Source organism: Salinibaculum sp. SYNS191, from assembly GCF_037338445.1.
Classification (GTDB): domain Archaea; phylum Halobacteriota; class Halobacteria; order Halobacteriales; family Haloarculaceae; genus Salinibaculum; species Salinibaculum marinum.
This window is the reverse complement of record NZ_CP147838.1, coordinates 182,615-208,372: the sequence shown is the minus strand read 5'-3', so window position 1 is coordinate 208,372 and position 25,758 is coordinate 182,615. Positions and strand designations below refer to the sequence as shown.

General features: G+C 63.2%; 27 protein-coding genes and 1 tRNA gene. 16 read left to right on the top strand and 12 right to left on the bottom strand.

The genetic code is table 11. The features are described 5' to 3' along the window. Positions 1-79 precede the first annotated feature (79 nt). Positions 80-1,228 (top strand): hypothetical protein, encoded by a 1,149-nt coding sequence (locus WDJ57_RS01140; RefSeq protein WP_338903100.1) that lies wholly within the window; start codon positions 80-82, stop codon positions 1,226-1,228. A 113-nt stretch (positions 1,229-1,341) separates the two neighbouring features. Continuing rightward, positions 1,342-2,865 (top strand): hypothetical protein, encoded by a 1,524-nt coding sequence (locus WDJ57_RS01135; RefSeq protein ID WP_338903098.1) that lies wholly within the window; start codon positions 1,342-1,344, stop codon positions 2,863-2,865. A 103-nt stretch (positions 2,866-2,968) separates the two neighbouring features. Here WDJ57_RS01135 and WDJ57_RS01130 read toward each other — a convergent pair whose 3' ends face one another. Next, the gene (locus WDJ57_RS01130) at positions 2,969-3,625 is read right to left on the bottom strand and encodes a lactate utilization protein (RefSeq protein WP_338903096.1); all 657 of its coding nucleotides are present in this window, start codon (positions 3,623-3,625) and stop codon (positions 2,969-2,971) included. 620 nt (positions 3,626-4,245) lie between these two features. On the opposite strand from WDJ57_RS01130, the gene WDJ57_RS01125 reads away from it, so the two are divergent. The 8 genes from WDJ57_RS01125 to WDJ57_RS01090 all read left to right on the top strand — a co-directional run bounded on the left by WDJ57_RS01125 (position 4,246) and on the right by WDJ57_RS01090 (position 10,811). Then, on the top strand, positions 4,246-4,524 hold the full coding sequence (locus tag WDJ57_RS01125; RefSeq protein WP_338903094.1) for an amphi-Trp domain-containing protein: 279 nt from the start codon (positions 4,246-4,248) through the stop codon (positions 4,522-4,524). A gap of 97 nt (positions 4,525-4,621) precedes the next feature. Continuing rightward, positions 4,622-5,632 carry an NADP-dependent oxidoreductase gene (locus WDJ57_RS01120; RefSeq protein ID WP_338903092.1) on the top strand — a complete coding sequence of 337 codons (1,011 nt, stop codon included), beginning with the start codon at positions 4,622-4,624 and terminating at the stop codon, positions 5,630-5,632. Positions 5,633-5,682: 50 nt separating this feature from the next. Next, the gene (locus WDJ57_RS01115) at positions 5,683-6,213 is read left to right on the top strand and encodes an SRPBCC family protein (RefSeq protein ID WP_338903090.1); all 531 of its coding nucleotides are present in this window, start codon (positions 5,683-5,685) and stop codon (positions 6,211-6,213) included. Between the two features lie 412 nt (positions 6,214-6,625). Beyond that, positions 6,626-6,949: a HalOD1 output domain-containing protein gene (locus WDJ57_RS01110; protein WP_338903089.1), complete on the top strand. Its 324-nt coding sequence runs from the start codon at positions 6,626-6,628 to the stop codon at positions 6,947-6,949. 385 nt (positions 6,950-7,334) lie between these two features. Further along, the gene (locus WDJ57_RS01105) at positions 7,335-8,216 is read left to right on the top strand and encodes a mechanosensitive ion channel family protein (protein ID WP_338903088.1); all 882 of its coding nucleotides are present in this window, start codon (positions 7,335-7,337) and stop codon (positions 8,214-8,216) included. 118 nt (positions 8,217-8,334) lie between these two features. After that, entirely contained in the window at positions 8,335-8,721 is a 387-nt protein-coding gene (locus WDJ57_RS01100; protein ID WP_338903087.1) for a DUF7344 domain-containing protein, read from the top strand. Positions 8,722-9,156: 435 nt separating this feature from the next. Then, a complete protein-coding gene (locus tag WDJ57_RS01095) occupies positions 9,157-10,386 on the top strand; it encodes a DUF4397 domain-containing protein (RefSeq protein WP_338903085.1) in 1,230 nt (409 codons plus the stop codon). A 98-nt stretch (positions 10,387-10,484) separates the two neighbouring features. Then, positions 10,485-10,811 carry a hypothetical protein gene (locus tag WDJ57_RS01090; protein ID WP_338903083.1) on the top strand — a complete coding sequence of 109 codons (327 nt, stop codon included), beginning with the start codon at positions 10,485-10,487 and terminating at the stop codon, positions 10,809-10,811. Positions 10,812-11,010: 199 nt separating this feature from the next. Here the strand turns inward: WDJ57_RS01090 and WDJ57_RS01085 are convergent, their stop codons facing one another. Further along, positions 11,011-11,943: an alpha/beta fold hydrolase gene (locus tag WDJ57_RS01085; protein WP_338903081.1), complete on the bottom strand. Its 933-nt coding sequence runs from the start codon at positions 11,941-11,943 to the stop codon at positions 11,011-11,013. 85 nt (positions 11,944-12,028) lie between these two features. On the opposite strand from WDJ57_RS01085, the gene WDJ57_RS01080 reads away from it, so the two are divergent. Together WDJ57_RS01080 and WDJ57_RS01075 are read left to right on the top strand one after the other, a co-directional pair. Further along, positions 12,029-12,691, top strand: coding sequence for a helix-turn-helix domain-containing protein (locus WDJ57_RS01080; protein ID WP_338903079.1), 663 nt, complete (start codon positions 12,029-12,031; stop codon positions 12,689-12,691). Positions 12,692-12,961: 270 nt separating this feature from the next. After that, complete coding sequence (locus WDJ57_RS01075) at positions 12,962-13,597, top strand: class I SAM-dependent methyltransferase (RefSeq protein ID WP_338903077.1); 636 nt, start codon at positions 12,962-12,964, stop codon at positions 13,595-13,597. 774 nt (positions 13,598-14,371) lie between these two features. Here WDJ57_RS01075 and WDJ57_RS01070 read toward each other — a convergent pair. Continuing rightward, entirely contained in the window at positions 14,372-14,620 is a 249-nt protein-coding gene (locus tag WDJ57_RS01070; protein WP_338903075.1) for a hypothetical protein, read from the bottom strand. 245 nt (positions 14,621-14,865) lie between these two features. Between WDJ57_RS01070 and WDJ57_RS01065 the strand changes: the two genes are divergently transcribed. Further along, the gene (locus WDJ57_RS01065) at positions 14,866-15,717 is read left to right on the top strand and encodes a hypothetical protein (protein WP_338903074.1); all 852 of its coding nucleotides are present in this window, start codon (positions 14,866-14,868) and stop codon (positions 15,715-15,717) included. 22 nt (positions 15,718-15,739) lie between these two features. On the opposite strand, the gene WDJ57_RS01060 is transcribed toward WDJ57_RS01065, so the two are convergent. The 7 genes from WDJ57_RS01060 to WDJ57_RS01030 form a co-directional block, all read right to left on the bottom strand. Next, the gene (locus WDJ57_RS01060; RefSeq protein ID WP_338903071.1) at positions 15,740-16,561 is read right to left on the bottom strand and encodes an IS5 family transposase; all 822 of its coding nucleotides are present in this window, start codon (positions 16,559-16,561) and stop codon (positions 15,740-15,742) included. 838 nt (positions 16,562-17,399) lie between these two features. After that, positions 17,400-17,473: transfer RNA gene (locus tag WDJ57_RS01055), tRNA-Thr, on the bottom strand. 11 nt (positions 17,474-17,484) lie between these two features. Continuing rightward, positions 17,485-17,964 (bottom strand): GNAT family N-acetyltransferase, encoded by a 480-nt coding sequence (locus WDJ57_RS01050; protein WP_380630237.1) that lies wholly within the window; start codon positions 17,962-17,964, stop codon positions 17,485-17,487. A 55-nt stretch (positions 17,965-18,019) separates the two neighbouring features. Next, positions 18,020-18,586: a CBS domain-containing protein gene (locus tag WDJ57_RS01045; RefSeq protein ID WP_338903066.1), complete on the bottom strand. Its 567-nt coding sequence runs from the start codon at positions 18,584-18,586 to the stop codon at positions 18,020-18,022. A gap of 96 nt (positions 18,587-18,682) precedes the next feature. After that, on the bottom strand, positions 18,683-19,444 hold the full coding sequence (locus WDJ57_RS01040) for a GTP cyclohydrolase III (protein WP_338903064.1): 762 nt from the start codon (positions 19,442-19,444) through the stop codon (positions 18,683-18,685). Between the two features lie 45 nt (positions 19,445-19,489). After that, entirely contained in the window at positions 19,490-19,801 is a 312-nt protein-coding gene (locus WDJ57_RS01035; protein WP_338903062.1) for a DUF7344 domain-containing protein, read from the bottom strand. A gap of 100 nt (positions 19,802-19,901) precedes the next feature. Next, positions 19,902-20,204: a DUF5785 family protein gene (locus tag WDJ57_RS01030; protein WP_338903060.1), complete on the bottom strand. Its 303-nt coding sequence runs from the start codon at positions 20,202-20,204 to the stop codon at positions 19,902-19,904. A gap of 193 nt (positions 20,205-20,397) precedes the next feature. On the opposite strand from WDJ57_RS01030, the gene WDJ57_RS01025 reads away from it, so the two are divergent. Next, on the top strand, positions 20,398-21,468 hold the full coding sequence (locus WDJ57_RS01025) for an ABC transporter permease (RefSeq protein WP_338903057.1): 1,071 nt from the start codon (positions 20,398-20,400) through the stop codon (positions 21,466-21,468). Further along, complete coding sequence (locus tag WDJ57_RS01020) at positions 21,469-22,170, top strand: ABC transporter ATP-binding protein (RefSeq protein ID WP_338903055.1); 702 nt, start codon at positions 21,469-21,471, stop codon at positions 22,168-22,170. A gap of 1 nt (position 22,171) precedes the next feature. Here the strand turns inward: WDJ57_RS01020 and WDJ57_RS01015 are convergent, their stop codons facing one another. Continuing rightward, entirely contained in the window at positions 22,172-23,527 is a 1,356-nt protein-coding gene (locus WDJ57_RS01015; RefSeq protein WP_338903053.1) for a RimK/LysX family protein, read from the bottom strand. Positions 23,528-23,618: 91 nt separating this feature from the next. Between WDJ57_RS01015 and WDJ57_RS01010 the strand changes: the two genes are divergently transcribed. After that, entirely contained in the window at positions 23,619-24,623 is a 1,005-nt protein-coding gene (locus WDJ57_RS01010; protein ID WP_338903051.1) for a succinylglutamate desuccinylase/aspartoacylase family protein, read from the top strand. 12 nt (positions 24,624-24,635) lie between these two features. Here the strand turns inward: WDJ57_RS01010 and WDJ57_RS01005 are convergent, their stop codons facing one another. Further along, positions 24,636-25,694: a saccharopine dehydrogenase family protein gene (locus WDJ57_RS01005; RefSeq protein WP_338903049.1), complete on the bottom strand. Its 1,059-nt coding sequence runs from the start codon at positions 25,692-25,694 to the stop codon at positions 24,636-24,638. Positions 25,695-25,758 lie beyond the last annotated feature (64 nt).

Sequence of the window (25,758 nt, the reverse complement as noted above, 5' to 3'; positions counted from 1 at the left end):
ACACAACATGCTGCTCACTGCGTCTCACCTCCACGTCAAGACGGTATTTTTATCAAAAAAATCTGGTGAATAGGGACCAATGGCGAGTCTGACAGTGGGCGACCTCTGGATCGAGCGCGCGGCCGAGGTGGTGGGATTCGACGGGGTCGGCGAGCGGGTGTTTGGCACGACAGCGGCAGGGCCGTACCTGTTGATGGTGACTATCGTTCTCGTGCATCTGCCGCTGCTCTCTCTCGTCGGCTGGCTCCAGACGGGCGTGCTGTCCTTTGCCGTGAACCCCGGTGAAATCTTTCAGGTCGTTGCCTGGCCGGCGGTCGTCTGGATTCTGCTCCGGACGAAATCGAAGTACGAAGCGACCATCAACGACCTCCCGGAACCGGTCGATGCCGACATCAGAGGACTCAATCTCGAAAGCCCGCTCACCTCGCGACTCCTGTCTCTCGTCGGGCTGCCAGCAGACACGACGGGCAAGGCCGACGCCGCGCTCGACACGCTCGTCCACCGACCCGTTCGGCGGGCGATTCTGGTCGGTGGGCTGGTGCTCTACGGGCTCGTGCTCGCGACCGACCCGTCCAGCGTCGTCGGGCCGGTTGCCGACCTGACCGGGCGGGCCGTCGCCGCGGTCCGATTCTACGTCGTCATCCCCTTCGTTCTGTACCCCATCGGCGCGGAGTTCGTCGCCGTCGTCGTCGGCGTCCTCGTGTTGTTGCCGTTCAAAATCGAACGGGCGACGCTCGTGGACTTCTCCGACCCCCACGGCTTCGCCGGATTGGCCCCCGCGGGGACCCTGTTCAAAAGCGTCGCCGTCTCCTACTTCATTCTGGTGGCGCTCTTTGCGGTGTTCCAGACGGTCGCCACCGGGACGAGTCCGACTGGCCTCTTTTCGTCGACGCTGCTCGCTGGTGGTTTGCTGCTCGGACTGGGGCTCTTTCTCGGACCGCTGTTGCGCATCAAGTCCTACCTCGCCGCGGCAAAGGAGGCGAAAATCGAGGCGCTTGCCGAAGCGTCGAGACGGGTCGGGTCCACCGACGACCTGTTCCCGTACGCCGAACCGGAGTCGACCGACGACGCGAGCCAGTACACGTACAACCACATCCGGATGCAGCGCGTGCAGTCCACCAGCGAGTTGCCGATCGACTTCGCGATGGTCCAGGAGATACTGTTCGCGCTGGTCCTCCCCTACGTCAGTTCGCTGGTGTTCGATTTCGTGGTGCGAACTGTCGCGTAACCCCCGACCATCCCCGGTCGGGACCGGCCCGACCCGCATGTGACACTAGTATTATATATTCTGCCACAGATGTCAGGATTTATCAGGGTCTACTCCGTCCTGTCGGGTACTTGATGGACGCTCCTTCTGAATTCGACCGTCGCCGTTTCCTCGAACGCGCTGGCGCTGTCGGTACGGCGCTGCTGCTGGCGGGCTGTGCAAGCTCCGGTGACACTCCGACCGAGACACCACCCGACGGGACCCCGACAGAGACCGCTGTCCCGACGCCGACGGAGACGGCAAGCCCGACGGAAACAGCGACACAGACTCCCGACGACGACACGGCGACGCGAGAGGACACCGCCACCGAAGACGAACCGGATGTCGACCGCCCGGCGAACTACCGCTGGGACATGGAACCCGGCCGGGACGACGGACTCCGAACTAGCCTGGGACGGTTCGTCAGCGAGCCTGTCGGCGGGGTGGTCAGGGACCATCCTGCGTTCGACTACACGACCGACTCGGAGCGGGACACGCATACCATCGACTTCGAGGCGCTGAAACTGTACCGCGACAGCAATTTCGACGTCATCGTCGAGCATCCGATCGACAACGTCCCGATGGAGCGCATCGTCCAGTCGTTCGTCGACGACTCCATCTATCCGAAGGCGAAAGAGGGCGGATTCCTGAAAGAGTCCGAGGATGGGCCGACGAGTTACGACGCGGAGAAGTGGAAGAACGCTGATACGGTAAAAGAGTCCCTCGACTACGGGCACACACTCCTCATCTCGATTCTGTACAACTACGTGAAAATCTCCACGTACGAGAACGTCGTGCTGATTCGGGAGGCGTACAAGCGCTACCACGACTTCGACGTGCTGGCGTGGAAAGTCCCGATGGAGATGGGGTCGCGACTGGCGGGGATGCTGTACTCACCCGACGACGACACGGTGCGGACGTACAACATCGGCGGGCCGTGGTCCGGCCACGGCGAAGCCCAGTCACACGCCGAGATACAGAACTGGCGGGTCATCGACGACCCGAACGACCTGGGGCGAGACGACCCGGACAGGATACACCATCCAGTCCTGTTCCACACCGACGAGTGGGACCGTCAGGGCATCGACTTCAAGGACGCGAAGGAGTCCGCCGTCTTCATGATCCAGCGCATCGCGTCGAGCACGACGCGGAGCGTGATGAGCGAGTTCACACCCGGCCCGAGGCTCACGACCGCCGACGAACTCGTCCACCAGGGGATGACGACGGGCCTCGCGAAACAGCTGACCCGAACGCTGCTGGAGTACAACCAGCGCCCCGAAGCGGACTTCGAGGACATCTGGCACCTCGCGAACGTGATGGAGTACACGGAATTCCTGGACGGCAACTACGTCTACGACACTGCGAAGAAGGACGACGACTACACGGGTATCTTCGACGGCGACTTCGCCGTCTACGAGATTACGGACGCGACGGCCCTCGAAGGCGGGCCGACCATCGGCGAGTTCGAACCCGACTTCAAGGGGACGCCAATCGGGAGTGCAACGCCGGTGAGCGACGCCGCCGACGAGTTGAACGACTTCTTCCGTGAACTGTGGTGGGACAAGGAGGGTAAATTCGACAACTTCGGGCAGATTTACGACAGTCTCAGTGCGGTCTGAGTTCCGCGGGGCGGAGGCCCACTGCTGAGCGGGGCGGCGACTCGGCAGTGGTCTCAGAAGCGGTCACTGGTGTGCGCCGGTGGACTGCCGTCAGGAATCGGGTTCAGTAACCGAGCTGGTCGCGGACGAGGACGACAGTCGTCCGCCCGTCTTCGAGTTCCTGCCGGAAGATGAGTTGCTTGGCGATCGCCGAGTCGACGCCGTACGCTTCCTTCGCGCGCTCGTTCTCCAGCGGGTAGGCCACGGATTCGAGGCGGTCGAGCGCGTCGTCGAGCGTCGGGACGATCTTGTTGACGCCGCTGACGATGACGACGTTGCTGGCGGCGAAGGGATATGCGCCGATGCGACTGCCCGACCGGTCGGCCGCGACGAGTTCGCCCGACTGCGCGATTGCGTTGATGCCGCCGAGGAAGTAATCGGCAGTCTGTGACTCCCTGCGGGCGGCCTGGCGCTCGGCATCGTCGTCGATACTCCAGATTTCGTCCGGGAGCGCCTCCCAGTCGTGGTCGCCCTCGGTCAGGTACTCGACGAAGCCGATTTCTTCGAGAGTCGTGGAGTGGCCGTTCATCACCGAGGCGTCGGCCGGGATGTGCGACTGCACCGTCTCCAGGGCCTGTTCGGCGGAGTCGACGACCACGACGTCGAACCCGTTGGCTTCGAGGTTCGCCACTGTCTCGTCGACGGTGGCATCGTCGGGGAGTTCGTCGAGCGTTGCGTCGATTGCAGCGTCGTCTACGTAGTCGGATTTCTGTTGGGACATGGCGGGTGGCTGTAAACGTCGACGTACCGCAGTACCGCCCGGGGAGACATAAGCGCTCGCGGACGCCGGTGTCAGGTGGTTACACCGATGCTACCGGTCACTGTGAACTGTGCTCGTCGCCAGCCGAGCAACGGGAGATGGCTCCTGGACCGCCTGGCCGTCTCCCGGTACATGACGGGACGGCCCGGTCGGTCTACGGCCGCTCTCACTACCGTCGAATCGTGTACGTTCTCTCGCACCCCTTGCACTGGATTTCCCACTTGTCTGCGTCCTCGTGCAGCACCTCGTACCCCTTCCGCGGGTCACTTATTTGCATACGTTTGAACTCCTTCCCGCATCCGTTACATTGGTCGAACGAGTCTATCGTTTCTGGACACATACTACACATATATGCCGCATCGCGTATAAAACCAACACAAATTTTGGGTCGGTGCGGTGGAGTCGGGCACTTTCCTGCCACGTCGTGCTCGCGGGGGTCCGGACTCGCCCGGGGCGGTCGAGTCGTTCCAGCGAGTGGGTGGTTCGGTCGGACCGACTAGTGTGCACATACCGACCAGGCGGATTTTCCGGGCCCCGGAAAGTGCCGCATACTTATTCGGCGTTCTGCCGGACGAAGGGGCATGGGAGAACTGGAAACGGAAGCGCAGAAGACGCGAGCCGAGATTGCGACGTCCCTCCGGGACCTGGCCGACCAGCTCGACAGCGGAGGAGATGTGACGCTCGACGTCGGCGGAACAGGCGTGCAAGTCGACCCGACAGAGCCTGTGACCTACAAACTCGAAGCCGAATCGGACTGGTCCGAGGGGGACACGGAGGCGAAACAGAGCATCGAGTTCGAACTGGTGTGGTGGCGCGAGGCTGCCACTGCCGCGGACGCGGCCCTCGACATCCAGGAGTGAACGATTCTCGCATCCCGGGATTACCGTTGTCCGGTTCCTCGTCGGCGGCCGCATCGGAAGCAGCACTGTTTTCGGCGCAGGCGGCGGATGGTGGAGCATGCGAGATTCGAACCGCGAGTGGGTGTTTGCCGAGCGTCCCGACGGTGAGCCGGACATGGATAGTTTCGAACTCCACGAAAGCGACGTCCCGGAGCCGGAACACGGCCAGGTCCTCGTGCGGGTCCGCTACCTCTCCGTCGACCCCTACATGCGGGGTCGGATGCGGGACGCGGAGTCGTACGCCGAGCCGTGGGACGTCGGCGACGCGATGAACGGCGCTGTCGTCGGTGAAGTCGTCGAGAGCGAAAGTGACGCGTACGATACCGGCGACCTCGTCACGGGCAACGGAACGTGGGCGGACTACACCGTCCTCGACGCTGGCGACGTCGCTCCCGTCGACCCGACTATCGCGGACCTCCCCGCCTACCTCGGGGTACTCGGCATGCCCGGCCGGACAGCGTACTTCGGGCTCCTCGAAGTCGGCGAACCCAACCCGGGTGACACGGTCGTGGTGTCGGGGGCGGCCGGTGCGGTCGGCTCAGTGGTCGGCCAGATTGCGAAGCTGAACGGGTGCCGCGTCGTCGGCTCCGCGGGCACCGACGAGAAAGTCGAGTGGGTCACCGACGACCTCGGCTTCGACGCCGCAATCAACTACAGGGACGTCGACGACTACCGGGCGGCACTCGACGACGTCGCGCCCGACGGCGTCGACGTCTACTTCGACAACGTCGGCGGCCCGCTGACTGATGCCGTCTTCACGAAGCTGAACCTCGACGCCCGGGTCGCCGTTTGCGGCCAGATCGCTCACTACAACGAGGAGGGCGTCCCGACGGGACCGCGCAAACTCCCGCAACTCATCGCACCGCGTGCGAGAGTCCAGGGACTGCTCGTCAGTGACTTCGCACCGCGATTTACCGAAGCCACCGAACAACTCGCCACGTGGGTGGCGTCGGGCGACATCAGCCATCGCGAGACTGTCGTCGACGGCCTCGAGAACGCACCGGAGGCGTTCCTCGGACTGTTCTCCGGTGACAACATCGGGAAGCAGGTCGTCGGGGTCTCCGAGTAGCGCACCGCCAGCAGCGTGTGTCGGGGTGGGAAAGACGAGCGAGACGCTGGTTGTGCGCCGACGGGACCGACCCCAGCCACACCTATATCCGCAGCCAGTGTAGTATCGGCGTGCATACAGTTAGCGTGAGGAGAGAGATAGATGCGCCGAGAGAAGTCGTCTGGGGAGTTCTCGACGACTTCGGCGGGGTCGCGAAGTACAACCCGAACGTCACCACGTCGAGCATCGTCGCCGGCCCGGAGAGTGGACCGGGGGCGACCCGGGAGTGTGTCCTCCGTGACGGCGGCCGTATCGAAGAGGAGATAACCGAGTACGTGCCCGACACCGGATACACCGTGAACTTCACAGACGTCGGGAAGTTCCCGCTCAGGGAGAACGTGGTCGACATCCACGTCGAGTCCGTCGACGGGACGCGAACGGCCGTTACCATGACGTCGCACTTCAGGCCGAAGTTCGGTCCGCTCGGCTGGCTACTCGCGAAGACCATGATGGAGTCGAAGTTCCGGGACACGTTCGACGAGGTCCTCGAGGGACTCGACTCGTACGTCCACACGCTCGAAACGCCCGCACAGAGCGGGTGAGTATCGTCTCACGTACGACCCTCGCGGGATTTGATGACTCTCCTGTGCGTCGCTCGCCAGGCCAGGCTCACCCCGGAAGGTGGCGGGTTGTTCGACACACTGGCTTTCGGGGACCCACGAACGGACGTACCGTCCGGGCGCGGACGATACGGCGGCGGTCTAGCGGCAGAGGCGAGGACGGGCCAAGCACGTCGACGGTTACGGTATTAGAGGGTGGCCCACGTGTCGGCGCGCAGCGGCGTACGGCGAGTGTCGGCTGCGAAGGAACTGCCCGCCATCGGTCGGTACGCGGGTACTGATTCACGGCAAACGTATCAATCTATAATGTGAAAATCACAATAATGTTTATGCATCTTGCTCCCGATTTTCCGGCTACGAACCCACGGGCTGGGACGGGTTCTGTACCAATCCAATGACAGCCACGACACCGGAGCCACGGGCGGCCATCGAGTATCGACCAGAGATAGACACGTACCGAGTGACGTTCGAACACGGGAGCGCACCACCGAGTCTCGTCGTCCCGGAGACGATGGCGACCGTCACGGAGACGGCAGTCGACGACCTCGACCCGCTGCACGCGGTCATCGACCCGGACGCCCTCGACGCTCTGTTTCAGCCACGCGTGAAGAGTGCTCACCGCGGCGATGGGGAAGTCATCTTCGAGTATCTCGGCCACGAGGTGACGGTGCGGAGCTGTGGTGAGATACTGGTTCAGCCCCTCGCCGAATCTGAGTGAGCCGTTCCCGCTCTGTCGACGATGTGTTCGAACGGTGCGTGAGACTGTTTCTGTGGCCCTGACCCCAGCAAAGTCGAGCGACGTGACTGCTCTCGCTGCCATCACAAATATACGGCTTGCGCGTTTCCGTCGGGATGGTCTCGTCGCTGGCCGGTACTGGCAGTCCGGTGCGAGACCCGTGGCGGCGAGTGTGTGACCGCCGCGTTACCGTCGCACGCTCGTCTCACCTGACGTCCCCGGACGCTTCCCCCTCTTTCTGGAGGCGGGTTTCGCCACGCAGCCTGTCGTTGCCGCCCTCAATCTCGTCTAGAGTGGATGTACCACAGTTGGTCGCCACTTTCTGGCCAAATTATATATACTGACTTGTCATGTATGCCTACGGAGTATGTTACCACTTCAACAAGGAATCTCCCTTGAGCCACAGGAGTACGTCACGCCCCTCGTCAGCGCGGCCACGACGGTCGTTATCTTCGCCGTCGTGTTCGTGGTGCTGTACCTCCTCGGGAAGTACTTCGTGACCAGGGCGGTCGAACGGACTCTGCGACATCGCAACTTCGACGAGACGCTGGTCGGGCTGGCAGTGAGCACGACAGTCGGAATCGTCGCCGTCGCGGCGGTGGCGCTTGCCGCGACAGTCGCCGGCTTCGGCGTCGTCCTCGCGGCGTTCGCAACGCTCGCCGGTGCGCTCGCGCTCGCTGTCGGGTTCGCCGCCCAGGACCTCATCGCCAACTTCGTCGCCGGCGTGTTCATCATCCAGGACGAACCGTTCACCGTCGGGGACTGGGTCGAGTGGAACGGAAACAGCGGCGTGGTTCGAGACATCCAGTTGCGAGTGACGAAGCTCGATACGTTCGACAACCAGTTGGTTACCGTTCCGAATAGCGACCTCGCCAGCGCGGCTGTCATCAATAACGTTGCCAACGACCAGCGCCGCGTGTCAGTCGACTTCGGCATCGGGTACGAGGACGACATCGACCTGGCACGTGAGGTCATTATCGAGGAAGGCGAGCGTATCGACGGCGTCCTCGGCGACCCTGCCCCGTCCGCTCCCGTCACGTCGCTCGGTGACTCCGCAGTGGTGCTCTCGGGACGAATCTGGATAGAGACGGCCGAGAGCAGCTACGGCGCGGTTCGCGCACAGTTCGTCGAGGCCGTCAAAGAGCGCCTCGACGCCGAGGGCATCGACATGCCCTACCCCAACACCGAACTGTCCGGGGCCATCGACGTCACGAACGTCGATGGAACGGAGGGCGTCACGGGCGACTGAGGTCACTCCCGTGGGGCCGCTGTCGGAACTGGTGGCGCAGTCGCCAAGTTGATAGATTATTGACGCGTGAGAATACTCAGTAGCTACATCACGTTCTATGGCTTAGTTCCAGGTGCCGATGAGCAATCATTCCCCAGACTCCGAGCACGCGAGTCAGCCTGCAGAGGGGATAGCCAGCCCCGCCCTCTCTGACGACCGTCTGTACCGGGCGCTCACTTCGACCCTCCGCCGGCGGACGCTCTACGTCCTCCTCGTCCAGGGGGAAAGTACGGTCTCCGAACTCGCGACCCTCCTCGCAGGCTGGGAGGCCACGGCCTGGAAGTCCATGACGTCCAGGGAGGACTACGAGCAGATTCGAACCAGCCTCTTGCACCACCACCTGCCACTGCTTGCCGACGTGGGGCTGGTGAGCTACGACCGCGCGTCCGGTGCCGTGACACTCGAACCAGTCACCCCTGCCGTGCAGGACCTCATCAGCCAGAGCGTCGAGACCGACCGCCGGTGAGTGGCCCGGACTCGCGCAGTCTTTTGCCCGGAGTGCAGGACGAAACTCGATTTCTGGTCAGCGATGACCGGTCAGCACGGTTCCTGAAAGGGCGGTCGAAGAATCAGGACCTCTGGTGACACCGCTCGTCGGCACGGCACCCGCTGGGGAGTGCCACCGCGGGTCTGTTCGGCCGGGCCTTTCGTCTCGGACACTCTGGCCGCCCGGGCGTACGGTGAGGTTTCCAGCGAGCGAGCGAAAAACCAGGACACACGAGCGGGATAGACGGCTGGGGGTAAGCCGACCCTCGCTGGAGTCCGGCGAGCCTACCAGGAATCGTGGTGAGCTGTCCCGTCAGACCGTTTCGCTACGACGACCTTACCGGAACCGGCCGTTCGCGGGGTCTCACCTACACCGTCTATAACAAAGACGCTGTCAGGCCAGTAATAGACTGAAATGACACGAAGAGCACTAGCGACAGTCCTCATCGTCGCGCTCGCTGTCGTCGGTTCGGTCGCGGTCGTCACCGCGACGACCGGCCACCAGCCAGCGCAGATGGAGGACGACGAGAACGGCGAGACGACAACACTGACCTCACAGGAATCGATGTTCCTCCGCGTGGTCCACGCGTCGCCGGACGCGCCCGCGGTCGACGTCCTCGTTGACGGGTCCGTGGTCTACGAGAACGTCTCCTTCGGGACCGCAAGCGACTACCTCGAACTCCCCGCCGGCACCAGCGACGTGACCATCCAGGCAGCGGGAGACCCCGATACGGTCGTCTTCGAGGACGAGGTGACGTTCGAGCCCCGGGCGGCATTCACTATCGCCGCCAGTGGCGAGATTAGCGAGGGTGCCGAGACGTCCTTCGAGCCGGTCGTCTTCGAAGACGACGCGGCCGCAGTCGAGGACGACGAGTCGGCGCTCAGCGTCGTCCACCTCGCGCCCGACGCGCCCGCAGTCGACGTGACCGTCGGGGAGGGCGACTCGATGCTCGTTCTCGCCGAGGACGTGTCCTTCCGGAACGCCTCGGAGTACGTGACCGTCCCATCGGGCGACTACACGGTGGACATCCGCGAAGCGACGGAATCGAACAACGGCACGGTCGTGGCCTCGGTTGACGTCTCGCTGTCGGGCGGGACGGTCTACTCCGCGACGGCCATCGGCTACCTCGACCCTGCGTCGGCCCCCGCCGACACGCCGTTCGAGGTGTTGCTGACGGAGGACGCCCAGACGACTATCACCGTCCCCTCGCCGGCGGCTCCGATGCCGCCGCTGACGGAGACTCCCGAGGACAAGGTGACGGAGACGGAGGCCGAGCCACCGAAGGAGACCGAGACAGAGACGGAGAGAGAGACCGAGACTGCGACAGAAACCGAAACTGCCACGGAGCGAAAGACTGAGACCGAGACTGCAACGGAAACCGAGACGGCAACGGCAACGGAAACTGAAACGGAGACGGCGACTGAGACAGCGACCGAAACGGCGACGGAAACCGAGACGGCAACTGAGACTGAAACCGCGACTGAGACGGCAACGGAAACCGAGACTGCCACGGAGACGGAGACAGAGACGGAAACCGAGACTGAGACGGAAACGCCGACTGAAACTGAGACGGAAACTGAAACGGAGACAGAGACCGAGACGGAAACCGAGATGCCGGACGAGACTGAAAACGACTCGCTGTAAGGAGAGCGGTCGGCCGGCCACCCAGCCCGTCGTCGCTACCGGCCCTCGCACTCCCGACTCGACACACGACTTTACTGTCCCGAGCCCCGGGTAGAGATATGGCACCGGAGCCACGTTCGGCGCTGCCGGAGCGACCGCTGCGGAAACGGGAGCTCACGGAGTTGGGGCGTGCAGGCGCGTACAGCGTTCGCCGGTATTCCGACGAAGCGTACGCCATCGTGTTCATCGGGTCCGAACACGTCTACGGCCTCGGCTACGACGACGACCCCGCTGTGACGGTCACGATGGGTCCCGGTGCAGCGTACGACTGTCCCGAGTGTGAGTGGTTCAGAACCGGCCGGACGACCGCCCCAGAGACGTTCACGGACCACCTCGAAGACGAACACGACTACACACCCGCAAAAGCCCGGCACGTGCTGCACTGAGCCCGCGCAATCGAGAGGCCGATTCCCCCCACACTGTTCTCAGGCCCGTCTCGATACGCCAGCGCGGTATCGCCCCGAGAAACCAGGTGCCACCAGGTGCCACTCGTCCGCTACAGAGGTGGTAGAGACGCGGATTTGCCCTTCGTCACTGGCGCGGGCGGTGAGGTCCGCGGGCAGCAACCAGGACACAGCCTCGCGGTCAGTCTTCGAGAGGGCTCGTTGGCACCGACAGCGAACTCTGTGTTAGATGGTGAATTAGCTCGTCAGTCACTTCTTCACGCTCGTGATGGACCCAGTGTGACGCATCGGGGAACATCCGGAGTTGGGCGTCCTCGCAGTAGTCGACGCTTTCTTCGGCCATCGACGGGCGGAGCGCGATGTCGTCTTCGCCCCAGCAGATCAGCGTTGGCTGGGTGACATTGTCGCGCGGAGGGCTGTCCGACCGGCGGAACCCACGGTACCAGTTGATCCGTGGTTCGATGCCGGTGTACTGCCAGGCCGTCTTGTAGCGCTCTATCGTTTCGTCGTCGAAAGTACCCTCGTTTGACGTGATTTCGAGCGAATCGACCATGTTGTCCATGTCGTTCCGACGCAGGAGCCACTCGGGGAGTTTCGGCACCTGATAGAACCACACGTACCAGCTTCGGAGAATCTGTTCGGGGCTCGACCGGAGGGTTTCTCCATAGACTGTCGGGTGGGGGACGTTCAAGATACCGAGGCGCTCGACCACGGAAGGGTGCCGGAGGGCGACGTTCCAGGCGACGAAGCCACCGAAGTCGTGCCCGACGATGTGGGCCGACTGTCGACCCTCACTGTGGATCAGTTCGCAGACGTCGGCCGCGAGATTCGAGAGCCGGTAGGCATCGATACCGTCGGGCGCGTCGCTCAGATTACAGCCGCGCTGGTCCGGCACGACCACGCGGAAGCCGGCGTCGACGAGTGGCCCGATCTGATCGCGCCAGCCGTACCAGAAATCCGGATGGCCGTGTAGGAGGACGACGAGTGGATCGTCGGGGTCGCCTGCAGCCACGGTGTGTAACTGCAAGCCGTTGATAGTGCGGTAGGTGGATTCGAGTTCGTATGCAGGGAGCAACGATGCGTCTGTATCGGTGGGCGGGTTCGTGACTGCCATCAATAGAGGGTTCGGGCTCGAATCGGATTCAGCCGTTGTCGGCTGTCCTAGTGTGTTTAAAAGCGAGGCGGCCGCTGGACTACGCATGAAGTACCTCCATCTTGCCCTGCAGTACGACCGGGAGGTCCAGCATCCGATGCAGCGGCTCCTGACGGATTCCGAGGGGGTCGAGCGCAGTTGGCTCGTCACCTGGAACTTGCTGGGCGAGGGTGCTATCATACATACGCTATTTTACATCATCGGCGAGCGGGAGCGGTACGAACAGCACATTGCTGGTGCCGAGGGGACGGTCGACTACGATATCACCCCAGTCGACGACGGTTCGTTCTACGCGTACGTTCGAGAGCGTGAGAAGGACGTCTTCGAGCGCTTCCGCACAGCGTTCGAACAGCCGTCAGTCGTCGTTGTGCCACCGCTCGCCTATCGGCCCGACGGGCGAGTAGACTTCGACGTCCTCGGCGAACCTGCAGACCTGGAGGGGAGTCTCGACAGGTTGCCCGACGAAATCACCGTCGAGGTGTCCGAGATCGGCGAGTACGATGCGCGCCCGGACGTCCCTGCTGTCGATCTCACGGCCCGCCAGCGTGAGGCGCTTCGCGCGGCGGTGACGGTCGGGTACTACGAGTATCCACGGACCGGAAGTGTCGCAGACGTAGCCGAGGTGCTCGACTGTGCAACGAGCACTGCCTCGAATCATCTGCAGAAGGCAGAGGCACGACTCATCAGGCAATTTATCGGAGCACGCTGACCTCATGGAACCTCGCGACGGTGAGCAGGTCTGGTGGTCCGGTTAATGAACGCACACCAGACGCGTCGCCCCCTGTCTGCAGCACCACCTGTGCCAACTACTCGATTCCTGCCAGAAACGGCGTGACCGATACAGAGGGTGTATCCATCAACAGAGCAGCTATCTATTTCAGATTCTGCTTTTTAAGTCAGTTGTGGGATGAGCGTACGAACCAGGTAACTCTCCGAGTTCGTGTAAAATAATTTCATTCTGGCGAAGGACGAACGAGACATGGCCGAAGACGATTGGAACCAGTTCTACTCGACGGGCGAGTACGAGAGATCTGCGTATCTCGCTGGTGAGATGATGGACGAGTACGTAGACCGATTTTTCACTGCATTAGGGTCGTCACCCGATTCGTTCGCCTCGGTCGGCTGTGGCCCGGCCGTCACCGAAGTCGCGCTTGCGGATCGACATCCCGACATAGAGTTTTACTGCTGTGACATCTCTGAGCACGTGATTCGGGACAACCGTGAGTTAGCCGAGCAACGCGACCTGTCTAACATCTCCTTCAGCGTGAGATCGCTACCTGACATCGATATGGGCCGAGAGTTCGATATCGTCTACTGCATGGCGACGCTGTACTTCGTCGAGGAGATCGAAATCGCGATCGAAACCCTCTACAATCACGTTGCCTCCGGTGGATACCTGATCTTTAACTATCCGACCGAAGCAACCCGGGACTGGCTCCGAGACGCTTCCCAACAGAAGCGCGAGTTTTTCTCTCCCGTCGTGTCCGGAACAAATCTATTAACTGAGAAAGAAATCGAACACGTGCTCGGAACGACCCTTCAAGATTATTGGGAGCTGGTTGGTGCAACCGAGTTACAGTCTGCAGGGCATCCTGCCGTGTTCGTTCAACGATAGCTACACCTGCTCTCTTGGCCAATCAGGGTGGTTCATTTCAACAGTTCCTCTGCTCTGACTATGCGCCCTGTATGCGGCAACGGATACGTCAACTACTCATTCCTGTAAATAACTACGTGACCGACTCAGAGCATCTGTTACTCATTCGAATCAAAGTTCCAGAGTCCGTCAACCGAGTGGATTGTTAGGTACGTACCATCGGACGAAGCGGTGACCTTGGAGTGAACTTGTACCCGGTTAAAATTCTCCCGCGTTGTCGAAACGTTAAAACTCCCGACCGACTCGTCGTCTTCGGCCCACTCCGGACTGGTTGTTCCGACTACATAGCGCACAGAATCGAACTGTTCAGTGAGCGTGCGATGAAGGGAATCCGAAACGGTCGGCATTCGGGGTATCGGAAATCGATCTGCCCACTCCTCGTTGAGATAAACGAGATCTGGGGGTGTGCCGTTTTCATAGCTGGCATCGACATTGATGATCGGAATCTCTGTCGTCTGGCCTGATTCCTCGATGAGGCCATCAATCAGTTTGAATTGTACGTATCCTTCGACTCGCTGGGGGGAGTTTAGACACCCAGCAAGGGCGAGCGACACGCTAGTTCCAGCCGTACTCAGGAACGCTCGTCTGGAGGGCATATGCGTGTCTATGTCGCCTCGGTGACAATGTATTTTGTGAGATAAAGGCCGTCCCTCACAGAGAAATTGACCACCTGATTCACAGCAGTACGTGAGACAATGCGACCCGCATTCTGCGTCTAAACAGGGCACAGAGATTCTATTTATCCATGCGCTTGCCCTGGCGATAGCCGATCACTCCCGCCTGTACCGTCGTTTTGAGGATTCGAAACATACCGACAAAGAGCCGGGTTAGGAGGATTCCTCCACCAATGAAAATCAGCGTTCTTGCGAGCCCGACTCCGCCAAGCAGAAGGGTGTCAGGAGTAATCAACCCAAGAACGAACAGAGCCAAGCCGATCCAGAATGCTTCATCCCGCTGAGAGAGGACTGTGAGCGTTTCCGCCATCGTTCTACATGTGTTGCTACGAGAATAAGTGTCTTCTCTCGGAGAGTGTTGTGCCGTGTAGCCAGGTGTGCCTACCCAAACTACTCTATATCTGTCAGTGACTGCTTGACCGATACCCCGCTTCAGATAGGTAGTACCACAAGACACTTTGAGTACTGTCAGACACGACAAATATGGTATCTGTCCCTTCACGAAGACGCCTTCCAGCACTCTGCTTGGTACTGGTTGCGGTGAGTCTCGTTGTGATGGGGGTCACTGGATATCCTCACTCGCGGGCAGGGGACACGTATTCCATCCAGCAGACCGACAAGCCAATTTATAGCTACGACGAACTCTCCACGAACGCACAGCATCTCCTCCAGAATAGCTCCGAGGGAGATCGTGTCGCCGTCACTCAACCCCCTGACGATTTCAGTTCTAAGGGTTGGCACTTCGTGCGATATGAAGAGGAGAATCTTTGTTTGCAAGTCTCCGACACGATAGCTGAGTCCGCAACTCAGACCTCTGAATCAATGTCAAGTGGCAACTGGACTGTTAGCGTTCAGAACTGCGGTGCTGCGCTGACATTCGACAGCATGGACCCGATTGCGCTGGAATTCGAGACCCTGTCCCCGCGGGGGAAAGCGTACATTTTGGCGGTTCTCGATACTCCGGATAACCAATTGAGAATCACCCGAAAGTTGCCAAAAGAGTTTGACGCCGCTATCGGAGATAGTTATGCCCCCCGTGGGCCCGAGATGGAAAGGATGACCGGGGGAGGATTTTATTATCTTTTCAAAAACGGCACCGTCTACGAGGTCAGTATCATCGGACCGGGCGGACTCGGTGGGTTGGGACTCGTACTCAGCAACTCAGTGCTCGTGATTGGTGGGCTCGGGCTCGCTGTCTTTGGACTACGCAGTTACCGGCGGTCTGAGACCCGCTGGACGCTCGTCCTTCTCGCAGGCGCATCCATCTTCGTTCTGCCAGCAGTGCTCAACCTCGTGGGACTAATTCGATGGTCTCTGTTGATCGAACGGTTCGAGGTTCCCGGCGCTGCTGTTCTCCTCGGCCTCTCGGGTCTCTCGGTGTTCCTATACGATATGTTGGCTCTGTAGTTTCGGTACACGGCGGTTGATTTCATGGATATCTCACGCTCCGGCGAAGGTTGTAGACGGTGGCTTTGAGCAGCATTTCACGGAACTCCAGCCACCAGCTTCGCGCACGCACGGCAGCGCCGAGCGTGCGCTTGATTGAGGAGAAGACGGTTTCTGACATGGAGCGCTGATGATACCGATCACGGTCCATACGGGCGTTATGGGCGTGATCGAGCGGATTCATGATCCTGTGCTTGATCAGCGGTCTGATGCCGTTCTCGCGGAGTTCGTCGCGGAAGGCTTTCGCGTCGTAGCCTCGGTCGGCGGCGAGGCTCCGCAGGTCGCCCGCGTTCCGTCGGGCGACCTGCGGGCCGATCTTCGCATCATGCTTCTTCGAGGTGGTCGAGTGGATGTCGGTGATGTATAGCGTTTCGACATCCACGAGAGCAGTGACTTTCAGCGCTCGGACGCGGTAGTGCGTGCGGTTGGCGTAGTGGCGGCTGGGTTGGTCGCGGTCGAAGCCGGTCGAATCGATGGCGGCGTGGCCGGTGCGTTTCTCGGCTGAGGAGCCGAGAAACGCACGCCAGGTCGCAGTTGGAATCCTTGCAAACCACGTGCGGAGAACGGTGTAATGAGGCAGCCGCCTGAGGCCGATCTCGTCGAGGACGCCGGGCATCTCGCTGAGTAAATCCACGGTGATGCGGTAGGATTTGCCCAGCTCGATGCGGAGTGCATGCAGCGTGAGCATCGCCCATTCGGCGAACCCGCCACCCCCTTCGGGGTCGGCGGGTTCGTCCGGGTTAGCGACAACAGATTTAGCCTTCGCGACCGTAACACGAGTGAAGAGGCGGAATTCCGATACCACAACACTCTGCCTCTTCGCTTTCTACAGCGATAACGTAGTCGCGGCGCTCTCGTCTAGCGAAACTACAGAGCCGATATGTTCAACCAACAGACGGCCTGAACTGATTCAGGGAGTGCGCTTCTGGCGTGTCATTCTCCCCCTGTGACGCTATCTTATTGAGCCGGTTTCTTCGCGGTGGGTGCGCAGTATGTAGCCGTACCTTCACCACCTATCCAATCTCTTGTCAGTAAGGACGTGCTGCACACCGCGAGCGAGTTCAGCGTCGCGGTTCGATGTGATTTTGACCTCGTGTCCCTATTCGTCGGTTGTGCTTGGCCTCCGGTTCTTCGTGTGTACGGGCTGTGGAACGGTCTACGCGGACGTCGACTACCCGCTGGACTGTCGGACGTGCGACGACGCCTCGTTTGACGAACTCGCTGCCGGGACCCAGGCTGCTGCGTATTTTACAGGTGGTCGAGGCGAATGCCCCGGGGCTTGACCCCGAGGCGATTCACCGGACGCTGACGCCAGTGCTGGTCCCCGGTGACAGCGCATCGACCTCGACATCTCGCACGAAGAGCGAGACTGCTCTGCATTCTGAGAGGCGACTGTCTCCGGAACGGTCATCGCCGGGTCTGTCGGCGGACCCGTCATCGTCGCCGCAAGCGTCGACGTCGGTCGCCGCTCGCCAGTCGTCGTGATTGTCGTCGTCACGCGACATGCTGGGAGCGGGTCCCGTCCGGCGGTCATGCGACGACCCCCTGGATGTGCGATGGGGGGTCCTCGTCGACGTTCTCGATGTCGAAGCCTGAAGAATCTGAAGTGCCGCTTAAGAGGTGGCTTTGAACATTTAGCTGCAAGCCAGGGGAGGGATTTGAACCCTCGAACTCCCGATTACAAGTCGGGTGCTTGAACCACCCAAGCTCCCCTGGCGCACCCGACTGTTATTCGTCCCCCTTTGAGTGCGTATCGCTTTCGACTGGCTTCTCGACCTGGACGCGGTGGGGGGTGTAGCCGTGATTCCGGTAGAACCGACGGGCGTGCTCGTTGTCGGCCATCACCTCCAGCGAGACGCTGTCGACGCCGCGCTGGGCGAGCCGGCGCTCCGCTTCCGTCAGCAGCCGGGAGCCGAGACCCCTGTTCCGGTAGTCGGAGTCGACGTAGAGGTTCTCGACGATGCCGCGCTCGACGTCCTGTTCGTAGGTGCCGCTCTCGATAGTGAACATGACGAATCCCACGATGTCGGTGGTCTCCGCGACCAGCGCCCTGTCGCTGACGGCGTGGCGCACGACGGTCTCGCGAATCCGCGTCCGGTTCGCCTCGGCGAAGATGTGCGACCCGTGCTCGCGCTGGCCGGCGGCGAGTGCGACCCACTGGTCGACGAGCGTATCCGCGTCCCCGAGGTTCGCCACTCGAATGTCGATACTCTCCATTCGGGTACCCGTATCCAGGTGGTCACGCGGGAAAGCGTTTTCCGCGCTAGATGTCCCGGCAGTCCGGACAGACCAGCTGCCCGTTGAACGACGTCAGGTCGCTGGCGAACGTCCCACAGACCTCGCAGATGCTCTGGTCCTCGTAGCTGTCCTGTGGCTCCTCTTCGGCTGCCAGGGCAGAGCCGGTTCCCTGGGCAGGGGCGGCCGTCTCGACCGGTGCCTCGCGGCTCCGCTCGTGGACCCGCGCGCCGAGGAGGTCGTGTTCGGTCAGGACGCCCAGCGCCTCGCCGCGGTCCATGACGACGAGTCGCCGCGCAGACCGCGCGGACATCCTGTCGGCCGCTTCGTCGAGTCGTTCCTCGGGCGAGACCGTCGGGATACTCTCGGTCATGGCGTCGGCGACCGTCGCATCCCCGGGCGCGGGGCCGTCGACGAGCAGTTCGAGGACGTCGCGCTCGGTGACGACGCCGACGGGTTCGCTGCCGCGCAGCACGACGGCGGTGTCCGCGTCCTCACGCAGGAGTACTTCGACCGTTTCGATGAGGTCGTCCGACTCACTGACGCCGACGTATTCGCGGTTGACTAACTCCCGCACTGAGACTTCCGAGTTCATGTGCGAGTTGTTGCCACACAATCGGCAAAAAGGTACCTCCAGTACGCTTAAACCCGAATATCCCGTACTGCCTAGGTTGGATGCGTTCGCCCCGTCTCAGAACGCCATCTCGATGTCCGTTCCGTCGACCCGACACTGTTCCAGTGCGTGCTTTGCGTCCATGCCGGCATCGCTCGCCGTCTCGCCGCGCCCGACGCCGACCTTCAGGTCGACGTCGACGGCCGACCGGACGTGGTCGATGGCGTCCCGGTAGGCCGGTGCGTCCAGGTCGGGGCAGACGGCGATGACGTTGTCGCCACCGACGAAGAAGGACAGCGAGTCGTGGGCCTGTCGCATGTACCGCATGAGTTCGGCGTAGCCCTGCTCGATGTGGATGAACGTGTCGAACTCGTTGAGTTCGTCGGTGTACTTCCCGGTGGCGTCGTTGACGTCGAAGTGGGCGATCTGGACGTCCTCGGCCGTGCGGAACTGCTCGTCGATGGCCCGCCCCCGGAGAATCTCGCGGCGGTGCTGGTCCTGTGCGCTGCCGGCCTCCTGGAGTTGCTCGGTCGCGGTTCCCAGCGCGGAGACGGGGTCGCGGCCGGTGGCGACGCTGAGGCTCATCGTCACCGGGTACCGGTTGCCCACCGACTCCTGGACGAGCGCGTGGTCGTCCATGTCGACGCCGTTCGAGACGGCTATCATGTTGTCGAACCGCGAGAAGAAGACGTAGGCGTCGCGGTTGCCGAACAGTTGCGAGAGGTCCGCGAACAGGCGGGACTGCAGCGTCTGAAGGTCGACCTCGCGGCGCGGCTCCGGCGTCACCGTCCACGGGCCGTAGTTGTCTATCTGGATGTGCGTGACCTGCGTGTTCGTCACGATACCGCCCGTTTGGAGCGCACCGATTTCTGTCTTTGGATACGCTCACCCCTCGATGTGGTCGACGATGGCCGGCGACGTGAGACTGACACACCCCCGCATCGAGTCGTAGTCGACGACCCCGGTCGCAGTCAGTTTCGGCAGGTGTTCGTCGTAAATCTCGGCTTTGAGGCGCTCCCGCGGGTCCGAGTCGTCCGCCTCGACGGCGGCGGCGATGTCGTCGACCACCATGCACCCCTCACTCTCGGCCAGGACCTCCAGCATGCGCCGGCGGCGCGGGGCCGAGAGGATGTCCTCTATCACCTCCGGTGGCAGTCCGACCGCCGGGACTGCGCGGCTCTGTGAATCAGTTGCCATATCTGAACCAACTACATCCCCCTACAAGTATGTTGTGTGGTCACAAACCACGGATCGGTGCCTCCCGCGCGCCCGGCCCACGGCCGCCTCCACCGGCCAGTCAGGCGTGTTCGAGCCGGTAGGGCCAGTAGCCGTCCTCGCGCATCTGCTTGCCGACGCGCTTGTGGAACTCGGGGAACGTCTCGAACTCGGTGTCGTCGTCGATGTCCGCGAAGATGTCGGCGACGCTGACGACAGTCTCGTAGTCGATGCGAACGGGGTGGTCGCCGTACTGTTCGACGTACTCGCCGGCGGTGAAGGGGAAGTCCTCCTCCTCGTCCACCTTCTTCGCGAGGACGGCGTGGCCGTACTTGCGCCGTCCCTCGCTGCCTTCCTCGCCGTCCGGGTCGTGGGGCCAGTCCATACCCGCACTTCTGGCGAACCACGCAAAAGGATTTCTCTCTGCGCCTGTCGCGGCCGGGCCGCCGGTCGGACCCCATCCAAAGTCTCGTTATTGACGCCGGATTCCTGCCTGTCGGACCCCATCCAAAGATATATTGACGCCGTACTGATTCTTGCCTCTGTGTACCGGCACGAGCGCCGAGGGGAGATGTAGGATGTCGCTTCGCTCGCTGCTGAAAAAGGAGTTCCACTGGAGCAAGCACAACGTCGCCGCGCTCCTCTTTATCCTCCTCGTGCTCCCCGGCTTCTTCGCCTACACCAGCGTCGCCTTCGAGACGGTCATCCCCCGCGACGCGCCGATGGCCGTCGTCCCCGGCGACGAGAACGTCACCGACAACGACATGACCATCGTGAAAGGCAGCGTCACCGCCTTCTCCGACCCGGTCGTCGTCGACAGCGAGGAGCGAGCGACACGGATGCTCCGGCGCGAGGCGGTCTACTCCGTGCTCGTCGTCCCGCCCGACATCACCGAGGCGGACAACGACAACGCCAGCTTCACCTACACCGTCGACGGGAGCATCGTCCCCTACAAGGAGCCCTCGAAGGCGCTGCGCAACGTGATGGCCTTCCAGTTCGACAGCCTGCTGAACGCAGACGTCAGCGTGGACCGGCGGGTTCTCGACCCCGACAACACGCTCTCTGAGTACCTCGTCCCCGTCTTCCTGATGGCGATACTCATGCTCTTTGCGTTCACGTACGTCCCCTACAACCTCGCCCAGGAAGCGGCGGTGCTGGACCGCCTCCGCGCAGAGGCGTCACTGGAGGCCGTCGTCGGCGCGAAACTCGTCTACTTCACGCTGTTGATGCTCGTCCCGATCCTCGTCTTCCAGGGTGCAGCGGCAGCACTCGGGTACGCGACGAACGCGCTGGCACCGGCCGCCCTCGTCGGACTGCTGCTCACCTTCGTCGTCCTCGCCGCACTGGCTATGGCGGTCATGGTCGTGTTCCGCTTCGGGACGATGGGCCGATTCGTCAACGTCGTCCTGCTGCTGGCCGTCGTCGGTTTCTCCGGCCTCGCCTACCCCGTCGGGTACTTCTCGGCGCTGCGGAAGACGCTCGTGCGACTGTTCCCGACCCACTACGCGATGGTCATCACCCGCAGCGGGATGTTGAAGGGCCTCGACCTCTCGCTGTTCCTCGACTGGGTGGCCGGCCTGCTGGCAGTGGCGGGGCTGGCCCTGCTCGCGCTGAAACTGAGTGCGGTCTACTACCGGAGGACCTCCTGAATGCCCATCACCGTCGACGGCGTCCGGAAGGAGTACGGCGACGTCGTCGCCGTTGACGACGTCTCGCTGACCATCGAGCAGGGGCAGTTCCACTGTCTCATCGGCCCCAACGGCTCCGGCAAGACCACGATGTTCCGGATGCTGCTCGGGCTGACGAACCCGACGGCGGGGACCATCTCGATTCCGAACGCGACAGTCGGCTGTGGGTTCCAGGACCCGAACTTCTACCCGTCGCTGACGGTCCGGGAGAACATCGAGGTCTTCGAGAGCATGGTCGGGGGCGTCGCGGAGGACTGGCGGGAGACGCTGCTAGACGAACTCCGTCTCGCGCGGGCGCTCGACCGGCCCGCTGGGGACCTCTCGGGCGGATTCGCGCGGAAACTCGACCTCGCGCTGTCGCTCCTGGGGGAACCCGACTACCTCCTGCTGGACGAACCGCTGGGCGCGCTGGACGACGTGTCGACGGAGCGCCTGCTCGCCTTCCTGAACTCCTACGTCGCCGCCGGCCACTCGCTGCTGGTCTCGACGCACCACATCACCGAGTTCGAGCAGTACGTCGACCGCGTCACGGTCATGCACGACGGCGACCTGGTGCTGGACCGCGAGCGGACGGCGGTTGAACTCGACGGACACGACAGCCTGCAGGAGTACTACGTCTCGATGGTACTGGAGCGGGAAGGTTCGACGGCCGCGCTGGAGTAGCCTATTCCTCGCCTTCCTCTTCTTCCTCTTCCTCGCGCTCGCCGCCCTCCTCGTCGACCTTCCGGGTCACGTCGACGTGGTAGTGTTCGAGGATGTCACGGCCGAGCAGGAGCGGGTAGTCCATGTGGCCGCGGTCCTCGACGCTGGCGGTGACGGTGTGCTGGGTGCCGCCGACGCCGACGACGACGTCCACGACGGGGCGGGCCTTCCCGCCCTTGACGCTGCCCGAGCGGACGCGGACGATGTCCTTGATGGGGCCGGTCCCGATTTCGGCGGCCAGTTGCGCGTCGATGCTGGTCCGCGTCGCGCCGGTGTCAGACTTCGCGAGGACGTTCTCGCTGCCGCGGGTCCCGCTGACGACGACCTCCTCGATGTAGCCGATGACGCTCGGCTCGGTCGGTCCCTCGCGCTTCTTGCGGGGCGCACAGGTGGGCATGGAGTCGTCGAGCGTGCCCGACAGTTTGGCGACCTGCTCGTCGTCGACGGTCCCGCCGGCGCGTTCGATTGCGAGTTTCGCGATGTAGGGCGCGGGGCTGGTGCCCGTCGCCTCGAAGAGCCCGCGGAACCCGGCGGTCGGGTTCGTCTCCAGGACGACCCAGCCGCCGCCGTTCTCGATGAGGTCGACACCCGCGTAGTCGAGTCCGACCGCCTCGGCGGCCTGACGGGCCATCTCCTTCGCGTTCTCGGGGAGGTCGTCGGTCGCGTCCTCGACGTCGCTGCCCAGCGAGACGTTGGTCCGCCACTCGCCTTCCGGTGCCTTGCGGTACATCGCGCCGATGATCGTCCCGCCGACGATGTAGACGCGGGCGTCGCGGGTCTCGCCCGGGCTGTCGACGAACCGCTGGAGGAACGCCTGCCGGTCGCCGACGCGGGGGTTGACGGGGTCGTCCAGGTCGACCTTCCAGGCACCGCCGCCGTGGGTCCCGATTGCGGTCTTGTAGACGGCCTGTTCGCCGAACTGCCGGCGAGCGTCGTTGAGCCGGTCGCCGGCCAGCGCCATCAGGGCGTCGGGAATGGGGACGTCCGCTTCGGCCAGTGCGGCCGCGGTGGCGAACTTGTGCATCGCCGTCGTGACCGCACCCGGCCGGTTCAGCATCGGGCGGACGTGGTCGAACAGCTGTGCCAGCCCGAGTTCCTCCGCGGGGTGGGCGCTCGTCGACAGCAGGAGCCGGTTCGCGACGATGTCCACGTCCGGTTCGAGCGTCAGGTCGCCGTCCTCGACGCTGATTGCGGTGTTCGCGCGTCGGTACCACTCGGTTCCGTGGCCGAGCGCCTCGACTGCGTTGAGAATAGCCTTCGTCTCCTTGCTGCTGTGGAGGCCGAGCACGCCGACAGTGACAGATCCCTCGTCGTCCATATTTGTGGTGTCGGAGTCGCCCCGAATAGTCCCTCCGATTGGCGGAACGCCTGTCGTCAGATGTATGTCCGTCCCCCCCGCATCGCTTTGCATGACAGCCGCCGAGCCGTTCACGTACCAGGGTGGACGGGTCGACCCCGGTGAGACGCAGAACCTCCGGTACACCGTCACTGAGACGTATCTCGGCGACCCCGTCCGGATGCCGGTGACCATCGTCAACGGCGACCGGCCGGGACCGACGGTGTTCCTCTCGGCGGCCGCCCACGGCGACGAACTCAATGGCGTGGAGGTGGTCAGGGAGGTGGCCCACGAGTGGGACCACACCGGCCTCAAGGGGACGCTCGTCTGCCTGCCGGTCCTGAACGTCCCCGGATTCATCGCACAGCAGCGGTACCTCCCCATCTACGACCGCGACCTCAACCGGTCGTTCCCGGGCGACCCCGAGAGCACGAGCGCCAAGCGGATGGCCCACAGCATCTTCCACAACTTCATCGAGCCCTGCGACTACGGGCTGGACTTCCACACCTCCACGCGCGGCCGGACGAACATGCTCCACGTCCGGGCGGACATGGCCGACGACGCCGTCGCCCGCGTCGCCAACGCCTTCGCCTCGAACGTCATCATCGACAAGGAGGGCCCCAGCGGCACGCTCCGCGGGGAGGCGACCGAGGCGGGCACACCGGCCATCACCATCGAGATGGGCGAGGCACACCGCTTCCAGCGGGAGTTCATCGACCCCGCGCTCGGCGGCGTCCGGAGCGTCCTCGCGGAGTTCAGCATGCTCGACACCGCGACGGTCGCCTGGCCCGGCTGGCGGACGGTCATCGCCGGCTCCGCCGAGAAGACCTGGATTCGCGCCGACGCCGGCGGCCTGGTCGACATGCACGCCGACCGCGGCGAACTCGTCCACGAGGGCGAACGCATCGCGACCATCGGCAACCCGTTCAAGACCGACGACACGGAGGTCCGAGCGCCCTTCACGGGACTGCTCGTCGGCGTGCTGGAGAACCCGGTGGTCTACCCCGGAAACCCGCTGTGTCACCTCGTCAAACTCGACGAGCGGACGCTGCGGGCAATCGAGCGCAACAATTACTGACGCCCGTCGCCGTCAGTCGACGTCCTCGAACGAGCAGCCGTCTATCGACAGCACCAGGTCCGGGCCGTACGCCGACGCCGGCGTCTGGTAGCCCGGCGTCACGTCGCCGTCCACGATTCGCGAGAGGATTTCCACGACCGACGCCGCGGTGAATCGGTAAGTCTCGGGGGTGTGCACGCGCGACCGGACGGTCTCGGTCCCGTCCGTCGCCTCGCCCCAGAACGTCGCGGACCCGGTTTCGCGTTTCCGCTCGTCCGGCCCCTTGACGGTCCGCTCGACGAGCCACTTGAGCACCCGTTTGACCGGCCCCGACGTGAGCACGGGGGAGAGGACGTTCGACGCCCGGAGCGCGCGAAGACTGTTCTGCGAGACCGGCACGTACACCTCGACGTTCGGGATGCCGGTGCTGTGGTACGCGGTCGCGACGTCGCCCCACGGAAAGGCCGTCATCGTCTGCGGTCCCCGACCGGTGTCTATCACGCGCGTCCGCTCGCCGAGGGGGACCGACCGGATGGCGCCGTCCTCGCGGACGGCCGAGCCCTCGCCGAGCCCCTCGATCATCGTCTTGAGCGTTCCCGCCGACGCCTCCATGTCGCCGACGTCGAAGACCAGCGTCAGCCGGTCCGCGTCGGGCAGGCGGTCGTGGAGCCGCGCAGCGAGGCAGTCGGAGGGGACCACGTCGAACCCGGCCCCGGGCAGGAACATCAGGCCGGCGTCGGCCGCCAGGTCGTCGTAGCGCGCGATGCCCTCCAGGACCGGTATCTCGCCGGTGATGTCCAGGTAGTGAGTTCCCGCGGCGAGACAGCCGTCGACCATCGACTTGTAGGTGTCCACGAACGGGCCGGCGCAGTGGGCCACGACGTCGACATCCTGGAGGGAGGCGGCGACGGGGCCGTCCAGGTCGAACGCCCGGTGGTCGAGGTCGAGTTCGGCCGCCAGCGACCGAAGCGGCCCCTTCCGTCGGCCGGCGACAATCGGGTCGAGGCCGGCGTCGACGGCGGCGCGGGTGACCAGTTCGCCGGTGTAGCCGTACGCCCCGTAGACCAGGACGGTCTGGGAGTCGTCGCTCATGCGGGTTCATCGCGTCCCGGCGGCAAAGGTGCCACGCTCGGCGACGAATCTTTTAGCCGCCAGG

Excerpts from the sequence above, each read along its gene's own strand:
- WDJ57_RS01140 (WP_338903100.1), top strand. The coding sequence starts at position 80 with ATGGCGAGTCTGACAGTGGGCGACCTCTGGATCGAGCGCGCGGCCGAG.
- WDJ57_RS01135 (WP_338903098.1), top strand. The coding sequence starts at position 1,342 with ATGGACGCTCCTTCTGAATTCGACCGTCGCCGTTTCCTCGAACGCGCT.
- WDJ57_RS01130 (WP_338903096.1), bottom strand. The coding sequence starts at position 3,625 with ATGTCCCAACAGAAATCCGACTACGTAGACGACGCTGCAATCGACGCA.
- WDJ57_RS01125 (WP_338903094.1), top strand. The coding sequence starts at position 4,246 with ATGGGAGAACTGGAAACGGAAGCGCAGAAGACGCGAGCCGAGATTGCG.
- WDJ57_RS01120 (WP_338903092.1), top strand. The coding sequence starts at position 4,622 with ATGCGAGATTCGAACCGCGAGTGGGTGTTTGCCGAGCGTCCCGACGGT.
- WDJ57_RS01110 (WP_338903089.1), top strand. The coding sequence starts at position 6,626 with ATGACAGCCACGACACCGGAGCCACGGGCGGCCATCGAGTATCGACCA.
- WDJ57_RS01105 (WP_338903088.1), top strand. The coding sequence starts at position 7,335 with ATGTTACCACTTCAACAAGGAATCTCCCTTGAGCCACAGGAGTACGTC.
- WDJ57_RS01100 (WP_338903087.1), top strand. The coding sequence starts at position 8,335 with ATGAGCAATCATTCCCCAGACTCCGAGCACGCGAGTCAGCCTGCAGAG.
- WDJ57_RS01095 (WP_338903085.1), top strand. The coding sequence starts at position 9,157 with ATGACACGAAGAGCACTAGCGACAGTCCTCATCGTCGCGCTCGCTGTC.
- WDJ57_RS01090 (WP_338903083.1), top strand. The coding sequence starts at position 10,485 with ATGGCACCGGAGCCACGTTCGGCGCTGCCGGAGCGACCGCTGCGGAAA.
- WDJ57_RS01085 (WP_338903081.1), bottom strand. The coding sequence starts at position 11,943 with ATGGCAGTCACGAACCCGCCCACCGATACAGACGCATCGTTGCTCCCT.
- WDJ57_RS01080 (WP_338903079.1), top strand. The coding sequence starts at position 12,029 with ATGAAGTACCTCCATCTTGCCCTGCAGTACGACCGGGAGGTCCAGCAT.
- WDJ57_RS01075 (WP_338903077.1), top strand. The coding sequence starts at position 12,962 with ATGGCCGAAGACGATTGGAACCAGTTCTACTCGACGGGCGAGTACGAG.
- WDJ57_RS01070 (WP_338903075.1), bottom strand. The coding sequence starts at position 14,620 with ATGGCGGAAACGCTCACAGTCCTCTCTCAGCGGGATGAAGCATTCTGG.
- WDJ57_RS01065 (WP_338903074.1), top strand. The coding sequence starts at position 14,866 with ATGGGGGTCACTGGATATCCTCACTCGCGGGCAGGGGACACGTATTCC.
- WDJ57_RS01045 (WP_338903066.1), bottom strand. The coding sequence starts at position 18,586 with ATGAACTCGGAAGTCTCAGTGCGGGAGTTAGTCAACCGCGAATACGTC.
- WDJ57_RS01035 (WP_338903062.1), bottom strand. The coding sequence starts at position 19,801 with ATGGCAACTGATTCACAGAGCCGCGCAGTCCCGGCGGTCGGACTGCCA.
- WDJ57_RS01030 (WP_338903060.1), bottom strand. The coding sequence starts at position 20,204 with ATGGACTGGCCCCACGACCCGGACGGCGAGGAAGGCAGCGAGGGACGG.
- WDJ57_RS01025 (WP_338903057.1), top strand. The coding sequence starts at position 20,398 with ATGTCGCTTCGCTCGCTGCTGAAAAAGGAGTTCCACTGGAGCAAGCAC.
- WDJ57_RS01020 (WP_338903055.1), top strand. The coding sequence starts at position 21,469 with ATGCCCATCACCGTCGACGGCGTCCGGAAGGAGTACGGCGACGTCGTC.
- WDJ57_RS01015 (WP_338903053.1), bottom strand. The coding sequence starts at position 23,527 with ATGGACGACGAGGGATCTGTCACTGTCGGCGTGCTCGGCCTCCACAGC.
- WDJ57_RS01010 (WP_338903051.1), top strand. The coding sequence starts at position 23,619 with ATGACAGCCGCCGAGCCGTTCACGTACCAGGGTGGACGGGTCGACCCC.
- WDJ57_RS01005 (WP_338903049.1), bottom strand. The coding sequence starts at position 25,694 with ATGAGCGACGACTCCCAGACCGTCCTGGTCTACGGGGCGTACGGCTAC.